This window comes from Sphingopyxis sp. Soil_C_28, assembly GCF_057657055.1.
The window spans coordinates 667,928-688,150 of record NZ_JBDGJE010000003.1 but is presented as its reverse complement, the minus strand read 5'-3'; the positions used below and the strand labels follow the sequence as shown (position 1 = coordinate 688,150).

General features: G+C 62.6%; 15 protein-coding genes and 3 pseudogenes. 11 read left to right on the top strand and 7 right to left on the bottom strand.

The window, feature by feature from the left end:
- Positions 1-5 precede the first annotated feature (5 nt).
- From AC3A43_RS16735 to AC3A43_RS16725, 3 genes are all read right to left on the bottom strand, one after another.
- Positions 6-1,544 (bottom strand): class I adenylate-forming enzyme family protein, encoded by a 1,539-nt coding sequence (locus AC3A43_RS16735; protein ID WP_487793671.1) that lies wholly within the window; start codon positions 1,542-1,544, stop codon positions 6-8.
- A gap of 64 nt (positions 1,545-1,608) precedes the next feature.
- The gene (locus tag AC3A43_RS16730; RefSeq protein WP_487793670.1) at positions 1,609-4,512 is read right to left on the bottom strand and encodes a TonB-dependent receptor domain-containing protein; all 2,904 of its coding nucleotides are present in this window, start codon (positions 4,510-4,512) and stop codon (positions 1,609-1,611) included.
- 81 nt (positions 4,513-4,593) lie between these two features.
- Positions 4,594-5,793, bottom strand: coding sequence for an LLM class flavin-dependent oxidoreductase (locus AC3A43_RS16725; RefSeq protein ID WP_487793669.1), 1,200 nt, complete (start codon positions 5,791-5,793; stop codon positions 4,594-4,596).
- Positions 5,794-5,994: 201 nt separating this feature from the next.
- On the opposite strand from AC3A43_RS16725, the gene AC3A43_RS16720 reads away from it, so the two are divergent.
- Positions 5,995-6,735: an IclR family transcriptional regulator gene (locus AC3A43_RS16720; RefSeq protein WP_447761367.1), complete on the top strand. Its 741-nt coding sequence runs from the start codon at positions 5,995-5,997 to the stop codon at positions 6,733-6,735.
- A gap of 80 nt (positions 6,736-6,815) precedes the next feature.
- On the opposite strand, the gene AC3A43_RS16715 is transcribed toward AC3A43_RS16720, so the two are convergent.
- On the bottom strand, positions 6,816-8,027 hold the full coding sequence (locus AC3A43_RS16715; RefSeq protein ID WP_487793668.1) for a CaiB/BaiF CoA transferase family protein: 1,212 nt from the start codon (positions 8,025-8,027) through the stop codon (positions 6,816-6,818).
- 445 nt (positions 8,028-8,472) lie between these two features.
- On the opposite strand from AC3A43_RS16715, the gene AC3A43_RS16710 reads away from it, so the two are divergent.
- The 7 genes from AC3A43_RS16710 to AC3A43_RS16680 all read left to right on the top strand — a co-directional run bounded on the left by AC3A43_RS16710 (position 8,473) and on the right by AC3A43_RS16680 (position 15,532).
- Positions 8,473-10,098, top strand: a complete 1,626-nt coding sequence (locus AC3A43_RS16710; RefSeq protein ID WP_487793667.1) for an AMP-binding protein — start codon at positions 8,473-8,475, stop codon at positions 10,096-10,098.
- Positions 10,095-10,922 carry an enoyl-CoA hydratase gene (locus AC3A43_RS16705; protein ID WP_487793666.1) on the top strand — a complete coding sequence of 276 codons (828 nt, stop codon included), beginning with the start codon at positions 10,095-10,097 and terminating at the stop codon, positions 10,920-10,922. Before AC3A43_RS16710 ends, AC3A43_RS16705 begins: the two co-directional genes overlap by 4 nt.
- 69 nt (positions 10,923-10,991) lie before the next feature.
- The gene (locus tag AC3A43_RS16700; RefSeq protein WP_487793665.1) at positions 10,992-12,503 is read left to right on the top strand and encodes an MFS transporter; all 1,512 of its coding nucleotides are present in this window, start codon (positions 10,992-10,994) and stop codon (positions 12,501-12,503) included.
- Positions 12,500-13,756, top strand: a complete 1,257-nt coding sequence (locus AC3A43_RS16695; protein WP_487793664.1) for a CaiB/BaiF CoA transferase family protein — start codon at positions 12,500-12,502, stop codon at positions 13,754-13,756. The genes AC3A43_RS16700 and AC3A43_RS16695 overlap by 4 nt, the downstream gene beginning before the upstream one ends.
- Before the next feature lie 56 nt (positions 13,757-13,812).
- Entirely contained in the window at positions 13,813-14,706 is an 894-nt protein-coding gene (locus tag AC3A43_RS16690) for an alpha/beta fold hydrolase (protein WP_487793663.1), read from the top strand.
- Entirely contained in the window at positions 14,706-15,254 is a 549-nt protein-coding gene (locus AC3A43_RS16685) for an NADPH-dependent FMN reductase (RefSeq protein ID WP_487793662.1), read from the top strand. The genes AC3A43_RS16690 and AC3A43_RS16685 overlap by 1 nt, the downstream gene beginning before the upstream one ends.
- Positions 15,251-15,532 (top strand): antibiotic biosynthesis monooxygenase, encoded by a 282-nt coding sequence (locus tag AC3A43_RS16680; protein ID WP_487793661.1) that lies wholly within the window; start codon positions 15,251-15,253, stop codon positions 15,530-15,532. Before AC3A43_RS16685 ends, AC3A43_RS16680 begins: the two co-directional genes overlap by 4 nt.
- Positions 15,533-15,590: 58 nt before the next feature.
- Here the strand turns inward: AC3A43_RS16680 and AC3A43_RS16675 are convergent, their stop codons facing one another.
- Positions 15,591-16,766, bottom strand: a complete 1,176-nt coding sequence (locus AC3A43_RS16675; RefSeq protein ID WP_487793660.1) for an acyl-CoA dehydrogenase — start codon at positions 16,764-16,766, stop codon at positions 15,591-15,593.
- Positions 16,767-16,861: 95 nt separating this feature from the next.
- On the opposite strand from AC3A43_RS16675, the gene AC3A43_RS16670 reads away from it, so the two are divergent.
- Positions 16,862-17,776: a LysR substrate-binding domain-containing protein gene (locus tag AC3A43_RS16670; RefSeq protein WP_487793659.1), complete on the top strand. Its 915-nt coding sequence runs from the start codon at positions 16,862-16,864 to the stop codon at positions 17,774-17,776.
- Positions 17,777-17,845: 69 nt separating this feature from the next.
- Here AC3A43_RS16670 and AC3A43_RS16665 read toward each other — a convergent pair.
- Positions 17,846-18,220, bottom strand: a pseudogene (locus AC3A43_RS16665) (zinc-binding dehydrogenase); the annotation flags it as partial.
- A gap of 188 nt (positions 18,221-18,408) precedes the next feature.
- Between AC3A43_RS16665 and AC3A43_RS16660 the strand changes: the two are divergent.
- Both AC3A43_RS16660 and AC3A43_RS16655 read left to right on the top strand, forming a co-directional pair.
- A pseudogene (locus AC3A43_RS16660) lies at positions 18,409-18,576 on the top strand (MBL fold metallo-hydrolase); the annotation flags it as partial.
- Positions 18,577-18,587: 11 nt separating this feature from the next.
- Positions 18,588-18,791 (top strand): annotated as a pseudogene (locus AC3A43_RS16655) (integrase core domain-containing protein); the annotation flags it as partial.
- Positions 18,792-19,117: 326 nt separating this feature from the next.
- Here AC3A43_RS16655 and AC3A43_RS16650 read toward each other — a convergent pair.
- Positions 19,118-20,197, bottom strand: coding sequence for a PLP-dependent cysteine synthase family protein (locus tag AC3A43_RS16650; RefSeq protein WP_487793658.1), 1,080 nt, complete (start codon positions 20,195-20,197; stop codon positions 19,118-19,120).
- Positions 20,198-20,223: the final 26 nt, after the last annotated feature.

Sequence of the window (20,223 nt, the reverse complement as noted above, 5' to 3'; positions counted from 1 at the left end):
TCTCCTCAATTACCGGAAGTCAGATAGTTGTCGCGCAGTTCGCGTTTGAGGATCTTGCCGATCGGGCTTCGCGGCAATGCTTCGACAACCCTCAGATCCGCCAGCCGCTGCGTTTTCCCCACTTGGCCGGCAAACCATTTCCGGACGGCATCCACATCAAGCGGCGCATCTGCGTTCGCGGTGACGAATGCGACCGGCGTTTCCCCCCATTGCTCTGACGGCACGCCCACCACTGCGGCGTCCGCGACGTCGGGATGCCGGAGCAGAACGGCTTCAAGATCGGACGGATAGATGTTGAAGCCGCCCGAAATGATCATGTCCTTCTTGCGATCGAGCAGGATAAGAAACCCGTCCTCGTCGAACCTGGCGATATCGCCGGTCCGGATATATCGACGGCCATCCTCGTCGAGCCACTCCGCCTCACGGGTCTTACCCGGCTGGTTGAGGTAACTGGTCATCATAGACGGCGAGTGGCCGACGACCTCTCCGACCGCGCCCTTGGCAACTTCCTTGCCTTGCTCGTCGATCAACCGCACGAGATGCCCCTCGGCCGGCCGTCCCACCGTGTGCAGCTTGTCGGGAAAGAGATGCGCCGCCAGCGTCATCGTCCCGCCGCCCTCGGTCATGCCGTAAATCTCCACGAGCCCCCCCGGCCAGCGGCGCAGAATATCGGCCTTCAGCGCCGGTGCGAAGGGCGCCGACGTGCAGGTTTTCATGCGATAGGCCGACAGGTCGAAGCGATCGAAGTCGGGATGATCGAGCAGGCGTTTATACTGAACGGGCACAAGCATCGCATGGGTGGCGCGATGCTTCTCCGACAGCGTCAGGAATTCCAGCGCATCGAACTTCGCCATCAAGACGACGGTCCCGCCATAGGCGAGCGCCGGGATCAGGCTGACGAGCGTGGTGTTCGAATAGAGCGGGGTCGATACGAGAGTCACGGCGTCTGCCGCGTAACCGGTGACGTGCCCGCGCCGGATGTGTTGCCAACGCATCGCGTGGCTCTGGACGATGCCTTTGGGCTGTCCGGTCGTTCCCGAAGAATAGATGATGTTGAACGGCGCGTCGGGTGCCACTTCGGCGACCGAAGGCCGCGCCGCTTCACCCTGCCAGCTGCGAAACGGATCGCTCTCCAGCGAGAAACGGCGGAGCGCGCTGGGCAGACCTGGCGCAAAGCGCGCCTCGCATTCGGCATCGAGAAAGATCAGGCTCGGGTCCGCATCGGCCACCATCGACGCCAGATTCTCCGCGGCCGAGGACGGCGCCAGCGGAACCACGGCAGCGCCAACGCGCAAGGCCGCCAGCATCAGAATGATGTAGGACAAGGATGCAGCACCGAGAATTGCGACGCGGTCGCCCGGCGAGACAGCGTCCCGCTGGAGGGCGGCGGCCGCGGCATCGACGCTGAGGTCGAGCTCTCGGTAGGTGAGTACGCCCTCCGCGGCGATCAGCGCGATTTGCGCCGGCCGTTCCGCGGCGTGGCAGCGAATGAGATCGGAAAGCGTTCCGAAGGGCGCTGCGAGAAGATTTGCGGTGGTTTGCATCAGTCATCACAAGAAATCCCGGTCCGCATTTGCGGACCGGGCGAGGTGGAGAGGATCGGAATATTCAGAAACGCGCGCGCGCGCCGACGGTGAAATAACGGCCGACCATATCGTAGAAATAGGGGTTGGTCTGACGCGGGATCGTCACGGCGCCCTGCGGCGCCAGCGGCGGCTTGCGGTTGAAGAGATTGTTCACCGTGAGGAAGAACTCGACGCCGCTTGCCGGCTCACCGATGCGCTGCTTGAGCGTGACATCGGCATAAAAGACCGCGGGCACATGGTTCTGCTCGACCGGAAGCGCCGTGGGGCCGAGCGTGCTGTCATATTTGCCGCCGGACAGATAGCGCCCCTGCACAAAAACCGTTGTGCCACCTTCGGAGGCATAGCTGGCCGACCCGGTGAGCGTCCATTTGGCCACCGCATCGCGCAGCCCCATATCCCCGGCCCGGTCAACGCTGATGCCGTCATTTGTGGTTTCAAGCTCGAACGTATGGTTGGCGAGCGCACGGAGCGTCAGCTGGCCTCCCCCGAGGTCCGTTCGGTAGCCGGCCTCGATGTCGAGTCCGCTGGTCTTGACCTGGGCGAGGTTAAGGAAGGGCGTGATGATCGAACTGATAGATCCGCCTGGGCCGTTGCGCGTTATAAGTCCGCACAACTCGGTATTGCCGGCAGCACAGCCATCGACGACCTGCTGCAACGTCGACTGCGTAATCGCTCCGTCGATTTTGATCGAATAATAATCGACCGAGAGGTTCACTCCCGAACCGGGCGTGACAACGATCCCGGCGGTTACCGTATCGGCTACCTCCGGCTGGAGACCCCCATTGCCTCGTGTCTGCCGCGTGACCGGCGCCACCGCGGGCGCGCCGGGCAGCGTCGTATCGCGCACCGAGAGACCCGCGGTCTGCTGCGACGCGGTGAAGAGCTCGGCAATCCCCGCCGCGCGAATGTCGCGCGATCGGGTGGCGCGCAAGCGCAGCGCCGAAATGGGCTCCCATGTCGCGCCGATTTTCCACGTCCATACGCCGCCGACATTGCTGTAGTCGGCATAGCGAACCGCGCCGTTCAAATCGAGCGAGTAAAGAAAGGGAATGTCGCGCGCGAGCGGTACGACGATTTCGCCATAGGCTTCCTTGACCGAGAATTCACCCTGGATCGGCTGCGGATTGCTGAGTGCGAAGCCGCCCGGCTGACCGTTGGCGGACGTCGGAAAACCACGAATCCCGGCGTTGCTCTTCACCTTGCCCGAGATCGGGTCGACTTTCTGCAGCGCGGTTTCCTTGCGATATTCCGCGCCGAAAGCGAGCGATACGGGCCCGGCCCATGTGTCGAAAGGCGAGCCGCGAAAGTCGAGCATCACGTTGGTCTGGTTGAGGTACAAGTCCGCTTTGGCGGTTCCGGCGGCATAGGCGATTGCCTCGACGCTCGCCGAGTCTTCGCCGAAGAGGTTGATCGGAACGCATCCTTGCCCTTGCGGCAAGCCGAGAAGCGTCGACCGGCACACCGGGCGATTTGTCGCGGGGTCGATGACCGCGTCGGTACCGTTGTAGAAATTCTCGATGATCAGATTGTTGCGGCCGAAGAGCTGATAGTGCGCCCGGCTGCGTTCGAGCGCGAGCGAGTAGTTCCACGACCCACCGAGACTTCCTTCGATACCCGCGACGCCGCGCCAGGTTTTGGTGTTGGTGCGATTGCGATTGGGCGCGATCTCCTTGTTCGAGCGGCCCATCCGGAATGACGCAATTCCGTTCGTGGCCATCACGGCGCGCACCGCAGCGGGAAGGAATGCATTGTCGGCAAAGATGGTGAGCGCCGTCGACCCCGAGGTGACGTTCGACGGAGCCCCCCGATATTCGGTGTTCACGTCCGCATAAATTCCCTCGGCGAACAGCCTGACGGCGTCGCTGAACTCATATTGCGCACGCAAATAGGCGGTGTTGGTCCAATTGCCGGTCGTGATGTTGGTCCGCACCGCAGCGCCGCTGCCGCCCGAGGCGACCGACGAACTGGCGAAGCGGCCCGTAACGAAGGGGCTGAGCGATCCGTCTTGATTGAAGAACATGTTTGCGATCGGGCAGGTCACGCCCGCTGGCAGACAGCTCTGAATCGTCCCCCCGAAAGTGGCCCCATTCAGACGGACGTCGGGCGCGAAAATCTGCGTCGTGCCGCTCTGTGCGATCGTGCTGGGGATGATCCCGTAACCGGTCGCCGCCCAGGAACGCGCATTGGCATCGTCGATCCCCTTGGTTTCCGCATGTTCGAAGCTCGCGATGATATGGGCGCGATCGTCGGCAAAGGCGTGGCCCCCTGCAACGCCCACTCTGTAGGAGAAGCCGTCGCCATAGGTCGAAATGCCGCTCTGGGCCTCGGCGCGCAGGCCGCGGAATTTCGTGTCGACGATGAAGTTAACGACGCCAGCCACGGCGTCCGAACCATACGCCGCCGACGCGCCGCCCGTGACGACGTCGACACGGCTGATCAGCATTTGCGGGAAGAGCGTTACGTCGGTCGCGTTCGTCTGGATGCTCGATGCGACAGTGCGACGACCATCGAGCAGGACAAGCGTCCGCGTCGGAAGAAGCGCGCGCAGGTTGAGATAGTTGCCGCCATTGCCGCCTTGGCCCGATCCGGACGAGCCGGTGCTGTTGGGCCGGATCGACGACGCGAAGACCGGAAGCTGGTTCAGGCCATCAATCAGCGAACTTGGCGACGCCGTCTTGAGCTGCTCGTTCGACATGACTGTCACTGGCGTTGGCGCGTTGGTTCCGTCGACGATCGCCCGCGAGCCGCTGACGATAATATCATTGCCGGAGTTGCTTGCCGCGTCGGAGCTGTCGTCGGCTGCTTCCTCCTGCGGAGCGGCAACCGCCGTCGTTTCCTGGGCGCTGGCGGCGGTGACCTGAAGGCAGACAAGCGCAACCAAGCTGGCACACGCCGTCAAGCGACCATTCGTCTTTCGATATTGCATATTGGCTCTCCCCTTGGGCTCCTTTGAGCCCGAAAGCCGGCCCGTTATCGGGCTCGGCTTTTTACGATGACGCGTTCGATCTCAAGCTTTGACGGGCTGGATATTGAGGGCCTTCGGGCCATAGCGCTGCGCGAACGCCTCGGTCTCGATCTCTTCCAGCTCGATTTGACCCGCAAGAACTGCGGTTTTCCAAGCCTCATGGGCGGGGATGTTCGCATGAAACTCGGGCATGACCTCGCGGGCGAAGAGTTCGAGGCTGTCGCAGATGTCCTTGTGGGTGTTCATCCCCGCCTGATTGAGCAGGATGACCTGGTCGATATGCGATTCCTCGAATTTGCGCAGCTTGCGGCGGAGGGTCTCGGGCGAGCCGATCAGACCACCCCTGAGCGCGGCGCTTGCGGCATCGGGATTGGCGGCCTTCCACTCATTGTAGAGATCCCACATGTTGACCGACCCTGCAGCCGGGCGCTGCCGGTCCTGGCTCTGCCCGTAATAGCGCAGGCAGAATTGGAAGAAGGTCGCCCCATCGGCTTTGCGCTGTGCCTCTTCGTCGGTTTCGGCACACATGAACATCGAGACGAGCGCGATATTGGGATTCGGCTGATAGTCGGCGAGCGGATCCCGCCGCTTCGTAAACGCATTGTAATAAGCATGCACCCAGGCATGGGCAGCATCTGCGCTGACGAACTGGAAGCCGAGCGCGCCCAAGCCCTTTTCGCCGGCATAACGGATGGTCTCGAGCTGCGAGCAGGCGGTCCACATCGGGGGGTGCGGCTTCTGAAGCGGCTTCGGCACGACATTGCGCAGCGGGAAGTCATGAAAAGGACCATGATATTCCACCGGGGCGTCGCCGAACATCGGGGTGATGCAGCGCACGGCGTCTTCGAAGAGCTCGCGCTTGTCCTCGAAATTGACCCCGAAGGGCTCGAGCTCGGTGACGCTCGCGCTCTCGCCCATGCCGAATTCGACCCGGCCGTTCGAGATCAGGTCGAGCGCGGAAACCTTCGCCGCGATCTTGGCGGGATGATTGGTGGTCAACTGGAAGATGCCGTGACCAAGCCGGATATTCTTCGTGCGCTGCGCCGCTGCCGCGAGAAACACCTCGGGCGCCGAGCTGTGCGAATATTCCTCGAGGAAGTGATGCTCGACTTCCCACGCATAGTCGTAGCCTAGGCCGTCGGCGAGTTCGAGCTGCGCGAGCGCGTTATGATAGAGGTCATACTCGCTCTTCTCGTGCCAGGGCCGCGGGAGCTGCAACTCGTAGAAAATCCCGAACTTCATTTCTCATCCCTTCTCTCACGTCGCCTATGCGGGCGTATCGGGAGTCGAATTGACCGATCAAAACGCAGATTGCAAGAACAAAGTATATAATTTTATAATCTTGTTCTACTATATAGAACACTGCCGCATTTTATGCTCTATATGGCGAGCAAATATGCGCTAACAGTTGGCGCGGCCCGGTTGGCCGCCTAGGGGGAGCGAATGGAATCAACGATCGTAAAGGGCGTGAGCGTGCTCGAACTGCTGGTCCGCAACCGCGGGCCTGTTCGGCTTTCTGCCATCGCGTCCGAACTCAAAATGCCGAAGAGCGGCGTGCATCGCCTTCTCGGGACCTTTATCGAGCTCGGCTTTGTCCGGCAGGACGAGGATTCGGGCCGGTACAGTGCGACACTCAAGCTTTGGGAATGGGGCCAGAACATCATTTCCGATCATCCCGCGAAGCGCGCGGCCGCTCCCTACATGGAGGAGTTGCACCGGCTGACGCAGGAAACGATAAACCTGCTCGTCCTCGACGGCGACGAAGTGCTGTTCGTCGACAAGATTCTCGCGCCGCGTCCCCTGCGGTTTTCGACACAGCCCGGATCGCGGGCGCTTGCGATCATGACGGCACCTGGCAAAGCCATGTTGGCCCATGAACCCGACGCCGAGGAAATCATCAGGCAATCGATCGCGACCCGCGAGCGGGCGAAGGGTCTCGACATCAACGAGGTTCTCGCGGACCTCGAGGAGGTACGGGCCAAGGGCTATACCAGCGCCAACGGAAGCTGGACGGTGGGCATTTGCAGCTATGGCGCGCCCATTATGGGCCGAAATGGCCGCGCAGCGGCGGCCATCTCGGTGACGGCTCCGACCGAACGCGTCGACGAGGCGAAGCACGCCCAGATCGTCGAGGCGTTACTCTATACATGCGCCCGGATCGCCGAAACGGTCGGCCAGCTCTAGGAGGCGGCACGGAGGCCCCCGCCCCTTTCCCGGGAGCCTCCCGCCGCCAGCGCATTCCGCCGCGACGGCGCGCCAGCGGTTCAGGCGGGGAGAGCGCCTGTGACCGCCTCGATGCGTTCATCGTCATAACCGATCCAGCGCAGGACCTCGACAGTGTCGACCCCGGTCGTCTTCGCTCCCTCGGTAATTTGGCGCGGGCTGCCGTCGAAGTTGAGCGGCGAGCCGATCAGCTTCATGCGGCCGATGCGCTCATGCTCGATTTCCGGCGTCATATCCAAATGACGGACCTGCGGATCGTCGAAGACCTCGTCGATGCCGTAAATGGGGCCACAGGGTATCCCGACCTCCTCGAAGGCACCGACCCAATATTCGGTCGTATGTTCCGCGGTTTTCGCGGCGATCGCGTCATGGACCGCGGCGCGATCGCGGCTACGGTCGGCCTGGCTCTGCCAGTCCGGTCGATCGAGCCACGAGGGCTCGACGATCTTGCAGAGGTTCGCCCACTGCTTGGAAGATGAAGCACCGATGTTGATGTGGCCATCGCTGGTCGGGAAGACGCCCGTCGGCACGGCGGTCGGATGGTCATTTCCCACCTGCACGGGAACAACGCCCGACTGGAGGTAACGCGCGGCCTGGAAATCCAGCATGAAAATCTGGCTTTCGAGTAGCGACGTATGCACCCAGCGGCCCAGGCCGGTCCGGTCGCGCTGGTAAAGCGCCATCATGATCGCAAGGGCCAACAGATTGCCCGACGTGAGATCGGCGACCGCGATGCCGACGCGCATCGGCCCGCCTCCCGGCGCGCCCGTGATGGACATCAGGCCACTCATGCCTTGCGCGATCTGATCGACGCCTGCTCGCTGCGTGTAGGGACCCGTCTGACCGAAGCCGCTTATGCTGCCGTAAACGAGCCGCGGATTGACCTCGCGGAGCGCTTCCCAATCGATTCCGAGGCGATGCTTGACGGGGGCGCGCATATTCTCGACCAGTACGTCGGCGCGCTTCACCAACTCGATGAAGGCGGCATGGCCAGTGGCCGTCTTCAGATCCAGGGTGACGACCCGCTTGCCGCGATGCATATTCTGGTAGTCGGAACCGTCGCGGCGCCCGATCACTTCCTCGTCCCCCGTGTCGGGCGGCTGCACGCGAATAACGTCGGCGCCCCAGTCGGCGAGATGGCGAACGCATGTCGGCCCCGCGCGCGCCAGCGTCAGATCGAGCACCAGGAGCCCCGCAAGCGGCAGGGGTGCACCATCCGGATGGTGCTGGCTCGATGTGTCAGTGGCGATCACTATAATTCCCCTTCTGGTCGGCGCGATGCCGCAGCCTGCGATGTCCCAATCATGACTGGAATAGTGTTCCATATTATGGAAATCAATTAGCCATTTTCAGATCGGTGCGAATATTTCCGCACCGCGACGGCCGCGCCGATGCGGAAGGAGGAACCTTTCCTGGGATAGAATCCTTGGGAAATGAACGTTTTGGGCACCGCGCGCGCCGGCGACATTTGGCCGCTAAGCAGACCGATCTTCGCTTATCCGGCCGACAGCTTGGCCAAGACTGGCGATCCGCTCCCCGCCGCCCGGACTATCGGAAGGCGCAAAATGCGAGCTCTGAACATCATCGTTCCATTAAATGGAACATTGTTCAAATTTATCTTGCTCTGGCATGGTGCGACGGTTAGCTACGGCTTTCGAATCCGGAAGACACCGGGCGATCAAGGGAGTTGGAAGCGCGATGGCGCCCTGGACATATGCCGACATCTGGGAGCAAATCGCCCTGGCGCAGCCGAGCCGGCCCGCGCTTGTGCAGGGCGATCGGATCATCGACTGGGACGGGTTCGACCGTTCAGCCTGCGCGCTCGCTGGCTACTTACGCAGCGCGGGCCTCGATCGCGGTTCCAAGCTGGGCATCTACATGCCGAACGCCCCGGAGTATCTTGTGGCGGTCAACGCCGCCTTCAAGATTTCCGTCGCGCCCTTCAATATCAACTATCGCTATGGCCCCGACGAAATCGCTTATTTGGCGGACAACGCCGATGCCGAAGCCATTGTCTTCGACATGGCATTTGGTGGCCTTGTCGACCAGATTCGCCGCGATCTGCCGCGCGTGCGCCGGTGGATCGCCGTGACGCGCGAAAACATGCCCCTGCCCGGTTGGGCGGAGGATTTCGCGGCGATCGCTGGCGGGCCGGTCGAGAGAGGGATCGGTGGCGGCGAACGGACGGGCGACGATCAGATCCTGCTCTATACCGGGGGGACGACTGGCCACCCCAAGGGTGTCATGTGGCGGCAAGAGGACCTGCTCAGCGTCGGCAATTTTGGCGCATCTCCGGTTCTTGGCCTGCCGCCTCTCGCCTCTCCCGAGGATGCGCCGACGCGCGCGGATGCTTTCGGGACGATATCGACGCTTGTGGCCTGCCCCTTCATGCATGGAACCGGCCTGATGAGCGCATGCTCCTCGCTCAATTCGGGAGGATTTGCCGCGATGCTGCCGCCCGCTGCCTTCGATGCGGCCAAATTGCTCGACGAAGCCGAGCGCCTCAAAGTGGACCGTGTCGCGATCGTCGGGATGGCCTTTGCCGGACCGCTGCTCGAGGCTCTCGATGCGGAACCCGGCCGCTGGGATCTGTCGAAGCTCCGCAACATCAATTCGTCGGGTACGATGTGGAGTACCGAAAACAAGCGCGGCCTGCTCAAGCATCTTCCCCAAGCAACGCTCACCGACACCTTTGCGTCGTCCGAGGGCTTTCAGATGGCAACGTCGCACTCCTCGGTGAGCGGTACCGTAGAAACCGCCAGCTTCACGCTTGGTCCCAACGGAGCGGTCTTCACCGAGGACGGGCGCCGCGTCACTCCCGGGAGCAACGAACCGGGCCTCGCAGCGGTGAGCGGCCCGATACCGCTGGGATATTACAAGGATCCCGAGAAGACTGCGCGGACCTTCCGAACCATCGAGGGTCGACGCTGGTCGGTTCCCGGAGACTGGGCGCGCGTCGAGGCGGATGGGACCTTGGTCCTGCTCGGCCGCGGAAGCCAGAGTATCAACAGCGGCGGAGAAAAGATCTTCCCCGAGGAAGTCGAGGAAACGCTCAAGCGCCATCCCGCAGTGCGCGACGCCGCCGTGATCGGACTTCCCGATCCGCGTTTTGGGGAACGGATCTGCGCCGTGGTCGAATATCAAAGGGCGACACCCGACCCGGGCCTTGACGCGCTCGCCCGTTTCGTCCGCGAACGCATCGCGCCTTTCAAGGCACCGCGAGAGTTGGTGGTCGTCAGCGATCTCGCGCGCGCTCCGAACGGCAAGCTCGATTACGCCGCCGTACGCAAGATGGTGGAACGACACAGGGGACAGCCAGCATGACCGTCAGCATCATCGGCAAGGGCAATTTTATACACAGCGGCACGGAGAAGCTGCTCGGCCGGGCCGAGGGAGGAGTCGGCTGGCTGATTTTCAACAATCCCGCCAAGCATAATGCCGTTTCGCTGGAGATGTGGGCGGGCATCAGCACCGTTCTCGCCGCCTTCGCGGCCGATCCGGAAATCCGCGCCGTTATCGTGACCGGCGCGGGAGGCAAGGCGTTCGTTTCCGGCGCCGACCTCTCCGAGTTCGGCGCGAAGCGCGACACGCCCGAGGCAAACGCAGCCTATACCAAGGTCAGCGGCCAGGCGCGCCGCGATCTGGTCGACTTCCCCAAGCCGATGATCGCCATGATCGACGGCTATTGCATCGGCGGCGGCCTTGTCGTGGCACTCGCATGCGACGTCCGTATCGCCTCCGATACATCGCTATTCGGGATACCGGCGGCTCGCCTCGGTCTCGGCTACGGTCTCGGCGGCGTGATCGATCTGGTTCGCCTCGTCGGCCCTGGAGCCGCAAAGGACATGCTCCTCTCCGCTCGCCAGCTCGTCGCCGAAGAGGCGCTGCGGATCGGCCTTGTCAGCCAGGTCGTACCGACGGCAGACCTGGTCGAGACCGCCACCGGTTATGCAGCAACGATCGCTGCGAACGCGCCGCTCACGGTGCGGGCCGCCAAGCTCGCCGTCGGCGAAGCGGTCAAGCCACCTGCGGACCGCGATGTCGACGCCGTGACGGCGGCGGTGGAAGCTTGCTTTGCCAGCGCCGACTATCGTGAGGGGCGAGCGGCGTTCGCCGAGCGTCGCCAAGCTGTTTTCTCGGGCGAATGAAGAGATGAAATCGATGCCGAAACATGAGAATCACGGGCCGCGCCTCGCCAATGCTTTAGAGAAATTCGCATGAACGCCGCCCAAGACCCGGCCGCGGCTATCGCACCGCCACTGACACTGCGCCATCGACTGCTCTACGGCGTCGGATCCGTATCGACCGGGATCAAGACGCGCAGCTTCACCGCGTTCCTGCTCATCTTCTACAACCAGGCCGTCGGCCTTCCCCCAGCGATGGTTGCAACCGTGATATTGATCGCGACGATCTACGATTCGATCGTCGATCCGATCATTGGACAGGTCTCCGACAATTTCCGCTCGCGGATCGGACGCCGCCACCCCTTCATGTACGCAGCGGCCGTGCCGCTGGCGGTCGCCTTCTACTTGCTTTGGAACCCGCCCCTGGGATTCAACCACGGACAGCTGTTCGTCTATATGCTCGCCTGCCTCCTCGTCGTGCGGACCTTCGACACATTCTTCGAACTCCCGAATGCGGCACTCGGGCCCGAACTGGCCCCGGCTTATAACGAGCGCACGAAGCTCATCAGTTGGCGCAAGGCTTTCGAGACCTGCGGCGGGCTGCTCATGGTGCTCTCGGGCTATCGCTACTTCATGGCAGAGAGCGCAGGAGGCGTGACGGAACGCGGCGGCTATTCGCTCTATGCACTGGTCGCGGCCGCGATGATCTTCATCGTCATCATCGCGTCCGCCGCCGGGACGCACGACCGCATCGTCTATCTTCGTCAGCCTCCGGAGCGCAAGCTTACGTTCCGCACGACGTTCAGCGAAATCTTTGCGACCCTGAACAACGCGTCGTTTGTCTTCATGGCCATCGCGGGAATGATCTACATGGCCGCGATCGGCGCACGCGCCGCGATGGAAGTCTATTTCTATCTCTACTTCTGGGCCTTCGACCAGGATCAGATCGCTATCCTGACGATCGCGCAGGTGCCCGGAAGCCTCGTCGGCGTCCTGATCGCACCGCCGCTCGCGGCATGGCTCGGCAAGAAGCGTGCAACTCTCCTCGTCTGGTTCTCGGCTATGGTCGTCACCCTGTTACCGCTCGCGCTTCGCGTCGTCGATATTCTTCCCGGGAACGATCACTGGATCGTGTTCCCGGTTCTCCTGGTGGAAAATGTCGTGACGCAGATCCTCCTCATCGCTGGCGCAGTCCTCGTTCCGGCAATGATCTCGGACATCGTCGAGGACAGCGAGCTGAAGACCGGTCGCCGCTCCGAGGGGTTGCTCTTCTCGGCCGACAACCTGTTTCGCAAATTTGTTTCGGGTATCGGGGTGTTCGTCGCCGGTATGGTCCTGTCCGCGGTCGGCTTCTCGATGAAGACGCCCGTCGGCTCGGTGACGGAGCGCCAGCTCGATTCCCTCGCGCTTCTCTATATCCCGATCTACGGCGGTCTCATCCTGATCGCGATGATATTCGTGTCGCGCTACCGTATCAGCAAAGAGCTCCATGAGGAGAATCTGCGCAGGCTCGGCGAGAAATATGCCGCGGCGCAGATCGGAACCCCGGCCACCGACGAACAAGCGCTTCCGCGCGAAACCCGCCCGAACCCGGTGCATCCATGACCGGCCCCCTTGACGGCATCCATGTGCTCGAGATCGGGCACTATATTGCGGGACCCCACGCCGCCCAGATGCTCGGCGATCAGGGGGCCGAGGTCATCAAAGTCGAGCCGCTCGGCGGCGACCCGTCGCGCCTCAACACCCGCGCCGGACAGATCGGCGACTCGATGTTCTACGCCTGCCACAATCGCGGCAAGCAGAGCATCGCGCTTGACCTCAGCGACGCGCGCGCAGCTCTGGCTCTCGATCCGCTGCTTCACTGGGCGGACATCGTCGTGACCAACTATACGGCCGGCGTCCCCGAGCGGCTCGGTTTTGGATATGCGCATCTCCAGGCTATCAATCCGCGCGCAGTGATGGTCCATGTCACGGGCTATAATGTCGACGGACCCTGGCGCGATTATGCGGCGTTCGACGGCACGATCATAGCGATGAGCGGCCTTGCCGAGATGACCGGACACGAGGACGGGCCGCCCGTTCTCAGCCAGATCCTGTTCGCCGATCACAGCGTCGGCGCACACGCCGCCTTCGCTGCCGCGACGGCGCTCGCCGAGCGCGAGCGCACCGGTCGCGGGCGACTTATCGAGATGAACATGCTCGACGTGATGACGACCTACCTCGGACATCAGATCGCGATGATGGGTTTGTGGAACCTCGACCCGACACGCTCCCGAATTCGCGCCGGGACACGCTTCGTTCATCGCTTCGCGACGCAAACCGGAACGCTCTTCGTGGCTGCGATTACACCTGGAATGTGGCGCGGCTATTCGCAGCTGGTGGGGCATCCCGAATGGGCTCCGCGCGGGATGACCGAGGTTCCCGACCTTTACGCCGACGGTGCCCTGCGCGATGCGGCGGTCGAGGCCGGCGAACGCTTCATGGCGAGCATGACCGCGCATGACGCGATGGCAGCCCTTCAGGCGAAGGGTATCACCTGCGGCATCATGCGCTCCGCGCGCGCCGTCTTCGAAGAAGAAATGGCCAAGGGGTCGGGCGCCGTCCATCACGTTCGCTATCCGGACGGGACCAAGGTGCCTGTACCCGGACCTGCCATATCCGCGGGCCATCCTCCGTCACCCAGCGTGTCGTCGCTCGGAAGCGATGGCGAAGCGATTCTCGAAGCGGTTGGTCTCGACGCCGAGCTGATACGGTCTCTCCATACGGCCGGCGTCTTCCGCCGGACAGAGATCGATCCTGCACTTACCGGCAATGCGGAACCTGTCCCGCCCCACCTCAGCCACTGGGTCCCGGCATAGCGCAATTTTGCCTTCGCCATCGTCCAGATCACCCCTCTCAGTCCACGGATCACGACATGCCAAATATTTCCGCGCCGCACGGACCCATCGAATATGCTGTCGAAGGAGAAGGCCTGCCGCTCGTGCTGATCTGCGGCCTCGGATCGCAAATGATCCGCTGGTCCCCCGAGTTCCGTCAGACTCTCGTGGGCCACGGCTTCCAGGTGATCCGCTTCGACAACCGAGATACGGGACTGTCGCGCAACTATGCCGATGGGCCTGCGCCAGACCTCAAGGCCGTGTTCCGGTTGTTGCGATCGGGCGGCAAGCCCGACCTCGCCTATCGGCTCACCGACCTTGCCGATGACGTGGTTCTCCTGCTCGACCATCTCGGCGTTCAACGCGCACATATCCTCGGGGTGTCGATGGGCGGATTTATCGCCCAGCATCTTGCGGCCCGCCATCCCGAACGCGTGGACACGCTGACACTCGTCATGACCTCGACCGGAAACCCGGCGCTGCCCCCGCCGTCTGCCGAAGCACAGGCGTTCATGGCCAAAAAGGGCGGCGATGAAGCCGGCGCTGGAGACCTCGTCGAGCAGGCGATCGCCAACGCGCTGGTGATCTGCAGCCCGGCCTATCCGCCCGACCCGGCGCGCCTCAGGGCCCGGGTCGCCGCCGAGATCGAGCGGGCCCATCTCCCGTCCGGCTATGTTCGCCAGCGCGCTGCAATCCTCGCCGATGGCGACCGCAGCGCGATGGTGAAGGGCATCAGGGCGCCAACTCTGGTTATCCATGGAACAGCGGATCCGCTGATCCCGCACCAGGGTGGCGAGGAATTGGCCGCGCTCATTCCCGGCGCCCAGCTGAGACTGATCGAGGGCATGGGCCATGAGATTCCCGAGGCGCTTGCGGCGGGCATTGCCGCCGCGGTTGCCCAGCTTGCCAAGCGGCCAGAGGCCGCGGGCTGATGCAGACGCCGTTCATACTGGGTATCGGAGGAACGACGCGGCCAGGCTCCTCGTCCGAAAGGATATTGCGCGCCGCGCTGGCCCGGATAGAGGCACGCGGGGTGGCAACCCTGTGCTTGGCCGGGCCCGATCTCATGGTCCCACTCTATGAACCCGGGCAGTCGGACCGTGACAGCCGCGCCTCGATCCTCGTCGACGGGATGCGCACCTGTGCCGGGATCGTGATTGCGTCGCCCGGTTATCACGGCACGATCTCGGGCCTCGTCAAGAATGCGCTCGACTATGCCGAAGATCTCGCCGCCGACGTCCGGCCCTATTTCGACGGCAAGCCCGTCGGTTGCATCGCCTGCGCCTATGGCTGGCAGGCGGCGGGTTCGACCCTCGCCACCCTGCGCACGATCTCGCATGCCTTGCGCGGCTGGCCCACGCCGCTCGGCGTGACAATCAACTCCTCGCATCCCCCTGTCACCATCGAGGTCGGCGGCCTGACACCCGAAGATATCAACCTCGATATCCTGGCAGGTCAGATGGTGGAGCGCCTCGGATGATGATCGTGAAGCGTTACACGCTCGGGTTCAGGCCTGAAGACGAAGGCGCGATGCAGAGCGCGCTTGATAAGCTGGCTCTGTCGGTTCGGGCTATCGAGGGCTGCGAGCAGATCGATATCGAGCGTCATGCAACGCGATGCGAAATGCTCTTTGCGGAACGGTGGCGAGACGAGGCCGCCATGGCCGCATCGGCGGCAGCGCTCGACAAGACCATATTGGCCGACGTGCTTCGGCTCGCCGACGATATCCGCCCCGACGTCTACCGGCTGCTGTCATAACATCGGCCGTCGCCGGTCTCTCGGCACGGGCCAAGATTCTCAGGCAAACCGGACATCTTCAGAAGGCAGCGATACCGGTTATCGCGCGCCCGAGGATCAAAGCGTGGACGTCGTGCGCGCCCTCATAGGTGTTGACGGTTTCGAGATTCATCGCATGCCGCATCACATGATATTCGCCCGAAATTCCGTTACCTCCGTGCATATCGCGGCTTGCTCGCGCGATATCGAGCGCCTTGCCGACATTGTTGCGCTTGACGATCGACACCATTTCCGGAGCGAAGCGATCCTCGTCCATGAGGCGCCCAACGCGCAGGCTTGCCTGAAGGCCAAGCGCGATATCGGCCTGCATGTCGGCCAGCTTTTTCTGGAACAGCTGCGTTGCGGCGAGCGGCCGTCCGAACTGGACGCGGTCAAGGCCGTAGTTGCGCGCGGCCGAGAAGCAGAACTCCGCCGCACCCATTGCGCCCCATCCGATGCCGTAGCGTGCGCGGTTCAGGCATGAAAATGGCCCTTTCAGCCCTTCGACCCCGGGCAGGATAGACGTTTCGGGCACGAAGACCTCGTCCATCATGACCATCCCGGTTACCGAAGCACGCAAGCTGAGCTTGCCTTCGATCCGGGATGTCGAAAGTCCGCGCAGGTCGCGGTCGAGGACGAAACCGCGAATGGCGCCGCCATGCGCATCGGACTTGGCCCAGATCACGAATATATCCGCGATCGGGGCATTGCTGATCCAGGTCTTGGTCCCCGAGAGCTTATATCCTCCATCGACCCTTACGGCGTGCGTGCGCATCGCGCCGGGGTCGGACCCGGCATCGGGCTCGGTGAGCCCGAAACAGCCGATAGCTTCGCCCGAGGCCAGCGCGGGAAGGTAGCGCTTCTTCTGCTCTTCGCTGCCAAAGGCATTTATGGGGTGCATCACCAGGCTCGACTGGACGCTCATCATCGAGCGATAGCCTGAATCGATGCGCTCGATTTCACGCGCGATCAGACCATAGGCGACATAGGATGCGCCGACCCCGCCATAGTCGGGAGACACGGTGGGTCCCAGCAGCCCGAGGGCTCCCATTTCGCGAAAGATCGATGGATCCACCGTTTCTTTCTCGAAGGCCTCGACGATCCGCGGAGCAAGCTTTTCTTCGGCATATCGCCGCGCCGTGTCGCGTATCATCCGCTCGTCTTCGGTCAGCTGGTCTTCAAGCCGAAACGCATCTTCCCAATCGAACGCCGCCATCGCAGTCTCTCCTTTTCTGGCGCTGCCATCGGCGACCCCTATGATCTCTTCAATTACTTTAACTTGCCATTTTGATCTGATAATCAGATCAAATCATGCTCGAAACGCGTTCCCTTAGCTATTTTATCGCCCTGGCGGAGGAGCTTCACTTCGGCAGGACCGCCGAACGGCTCGGCCTCGCGCAATCCGCGCTCAGTGCGCACATCCAGCGATTGGAAGATCGTCTCGGAACGCGATTGCTCGATCGCGGCAGGCGATCAAATGTGCGACTGACCCGCGCCGGACAGACGTTTCTCACCGAGGCCCGCCTCGTGGTCGCACAGGCTGCTCGCGCCGAGCAGATTGGGCGCATGGCGGGCCGTGGAGAAGCGGGCCCGGCGCATATAGGCTATGTGTTCTCGGCTGCGCTTGGCGGAACGCTGGTAGCGGCGCTTCGCGCGATCAGGGTCGAACTGCCCGAACTCACCGTTACGATCGACCAGATGGACACGCCGCAGCAACTCGCCGCGCTCGAGGATGGCGCACTGGACATCGGGTTCATCCGCCCGCGCGCGACATACCCCGCTTCCGTCGAAACGATGATCGTCCATCGCGATCCCTTGTTGATTGGGTTGGCGTCATGCCATCCGCTGGCCAGACAAACCAAGATATCCTTGGCGTCGCTTGCGTCGGAAACGCTCATATTTCCGCAGTTCGGTGACGGCGGAGATTTTGACACAACGATCGACCGCCTGTCGGAGCGCGGTGGATTTCCAAATTCAAGAGTTCTGAAGACGCGCGATTTCGTCTCTGCCATGACATTGGTGGCCGCCGAGTACGGCGTCCTTGTCGCCCCGCGGGTGATAGCGAACCTTGGCGTGGGCGAGATCGTGTTTCGGCCCATCGAGGAATTCCGAGAAGAGGCCGAACTGGTGCTGGCTTGGCAACGGGATGCGAACAAGGCGCTCGTCCGGGCGATATGCCAGCGACTCGAGCTCAGGATCAGAATATCTGATCGAATGTCGGGGTGAACCCAACTGTAGACAAGCAGGCGGTACCACGGGAATGAGGCGATCCCCAGTCGGATTGAAAGCAGCATCGGCGTCGTCAAGCAACGCAATCGTGCCGATGTCCGTCCGCAGTCTTCCATCGCGCACCCGCTGAATGATATCGGTCAGCTGGTCGCGATCGGATTCGACGACGAAATCGAACGCCACGGCCTCGCTCGGTTGCTCTTCGGCCGGGCCGACGATCGACGCCAGCGTTCCTCTGGATCGAACCAGACGCGCCGACCGCTTGCCAATATCGCCGCCGATCGGTTCGAACACCAGGTCGACTTTACCGACATCCTCCAGCACCGCATTGTCGAGGTCGATGAACTCGTTGGCGCCGAATTCGAGGACGGCCTGTCGGTCGGCCGCGTGCCCCGTGCCGATGACATAGGCGCCAAGCTCGCGCGCGAGTTGCGTCACCATCGACGTTGTGCACCGTCAGGCAATAATCGCAGCCATTCACTTCGGAGACGGCTAGGCCGATGCTATCACGCGCTTTTACGCCGAGCGCCTTGCTCAACGATCCGAGCAGGGCGGCCCATGCGTTAAAGGCGATCGGACTTGCCGCGAAGCTCGTCATCATATTGGGGGTAAAGCCGATCTTCTCGGTTGTGGCGATGCGGGAGAGCCGCGATGCGCAATTGGCGGTGCCGGAGCTGCTGCTGCCCTCGATCCAGGTCACCATACGTGCCGGTCAATTCGATAAAGCCGAGGCCAACGGTGTCACCGATCTGCGCATTCCGGTGAAATGGCAAAGGTCGAACAGCAACAAACCTTGACGAAAATCACTTGCCTGAACGCACATTAGTTCCTGTCACTGCAAGACGCTTGCGAAAAGCTGGAGGCGTGGCGTAGACACTACAACGAAGAGCGACCGCACAGCGCGATCGGGAATATACCCCCGATACGGCTGGCAAACTCAGCCGGTGCAACCAGCCCACCGGATGTGAGTAAGGCGGAAAACTCTAGACCCGCATGGTCCAAGGTTGGGTAGCAGTGCAAAAGCGGCTGGGCTCTGATCCCGGCTGGTGGAAACCAGGGGGTCACGTCACAGCTGCGAAATCCGCGCGATAAAATTCGGCCACTAAAAATGAGATTGTGACGCCTGCGTTTCGGGTAGCTATCTTCGAAAGCGGCGGACACGAGACCACTCCGCCATATCTGGACGCGGCGGCCAACCACAGCTGACGAAAATTGTCTCCTGATCCTCAGAGCGACGACCCCCGCCCCCTTCTTAGTAGATCGGCAATAGGCGGATGCCGCCCCGGCCCAATCGTGAGGGCGAGCGTCGGCTCGGTGTCTTTAAGAAGATGCGGGCCGCTAATCGCCAGAAAGCAGATTATCCATCGCAAGTTCGTGCGGCCTCCAGTTCACGCCGCGCTCTGCCAGCCAGTCGTCGTCATAATAGGTGCATCCATAGCGCTCGCCGCCATCGCACAGGAGTGTCACGACCGAGCCATGCTCGTTCCTGGCCGACATTTCGTCGATCAGCTGCGCGCATGCCACGAGGTTGGTGCCGGTTGATCCTCCCACCCGGCGGCCGAGGCGGCCAGACAGCGCACGCATCGCGCCAATACTGGCATCGTCATCGACCGCGATCATCCGGTCGATGACGGACGGGATGAAGCTGGGCTCGACGCGCGGTCGACCGATCCCCTCGATGCGACTGGCGCAGCCCTCCGGAAGAGCAAGCGCGGTGCGATCCGCAAAGTGACGGTGAAAAACCGAGTGAACCGGATCGGCGACGCAAAGCCGCGTCGCATGGCGCTGATAGGCGATGTAGCGACCGATGGTGGCAGAGGTCCCGCCGGTGCCTGCGCCGCACACCACCCATGTCGGCACGGGATATTCCTCCGCCGACATCTGTGCGAAGATGCTTTGAGCGATATTGTTATTCCCGCGCCAGTCGGTCGCGCGCTCCGCGTAGGTGAACTGGTCGAGATAATGGCCGCCCGTTTCGCGAGCGAGGCGATGCGCGACGTCGTACACCGTTCGCGGGTCGTCCACGGCATGGATTTCGCCGCCGTGGAAGCGGATCGCATCGAGCTTCGGCGCAGCGGTGGTGGCAGGCACGACGGCAATGAAACGCAGCCCCAGCATGCGAGCGAAATAGGCTTCGCTGACGGCAGTCGATCCCGACGACGCCTCGATGACGCAGGTGTCCGATCCGATCCAGGCATTGCACAAGGCGTAGAGGAACAGCGAGCGAGCCAGCCTGTGCTTCAGGCTGCCGGTCGGATGGCTGCTCTCGTCCTTCAGATACAGCTTGATCCGGGGATGGCTCGGCAGATCGAGCCGGATGAGATGCGTGTCGGCCGAACGGTTGTAATCCGCCTCGATCCGGCGAACGGCTTCCGCGCGCCAGGCGCGCGCGGCGGTATCGCTGCTATCGGCCGTCATAGAAGGTCAACTCCATCAGGGCTTCG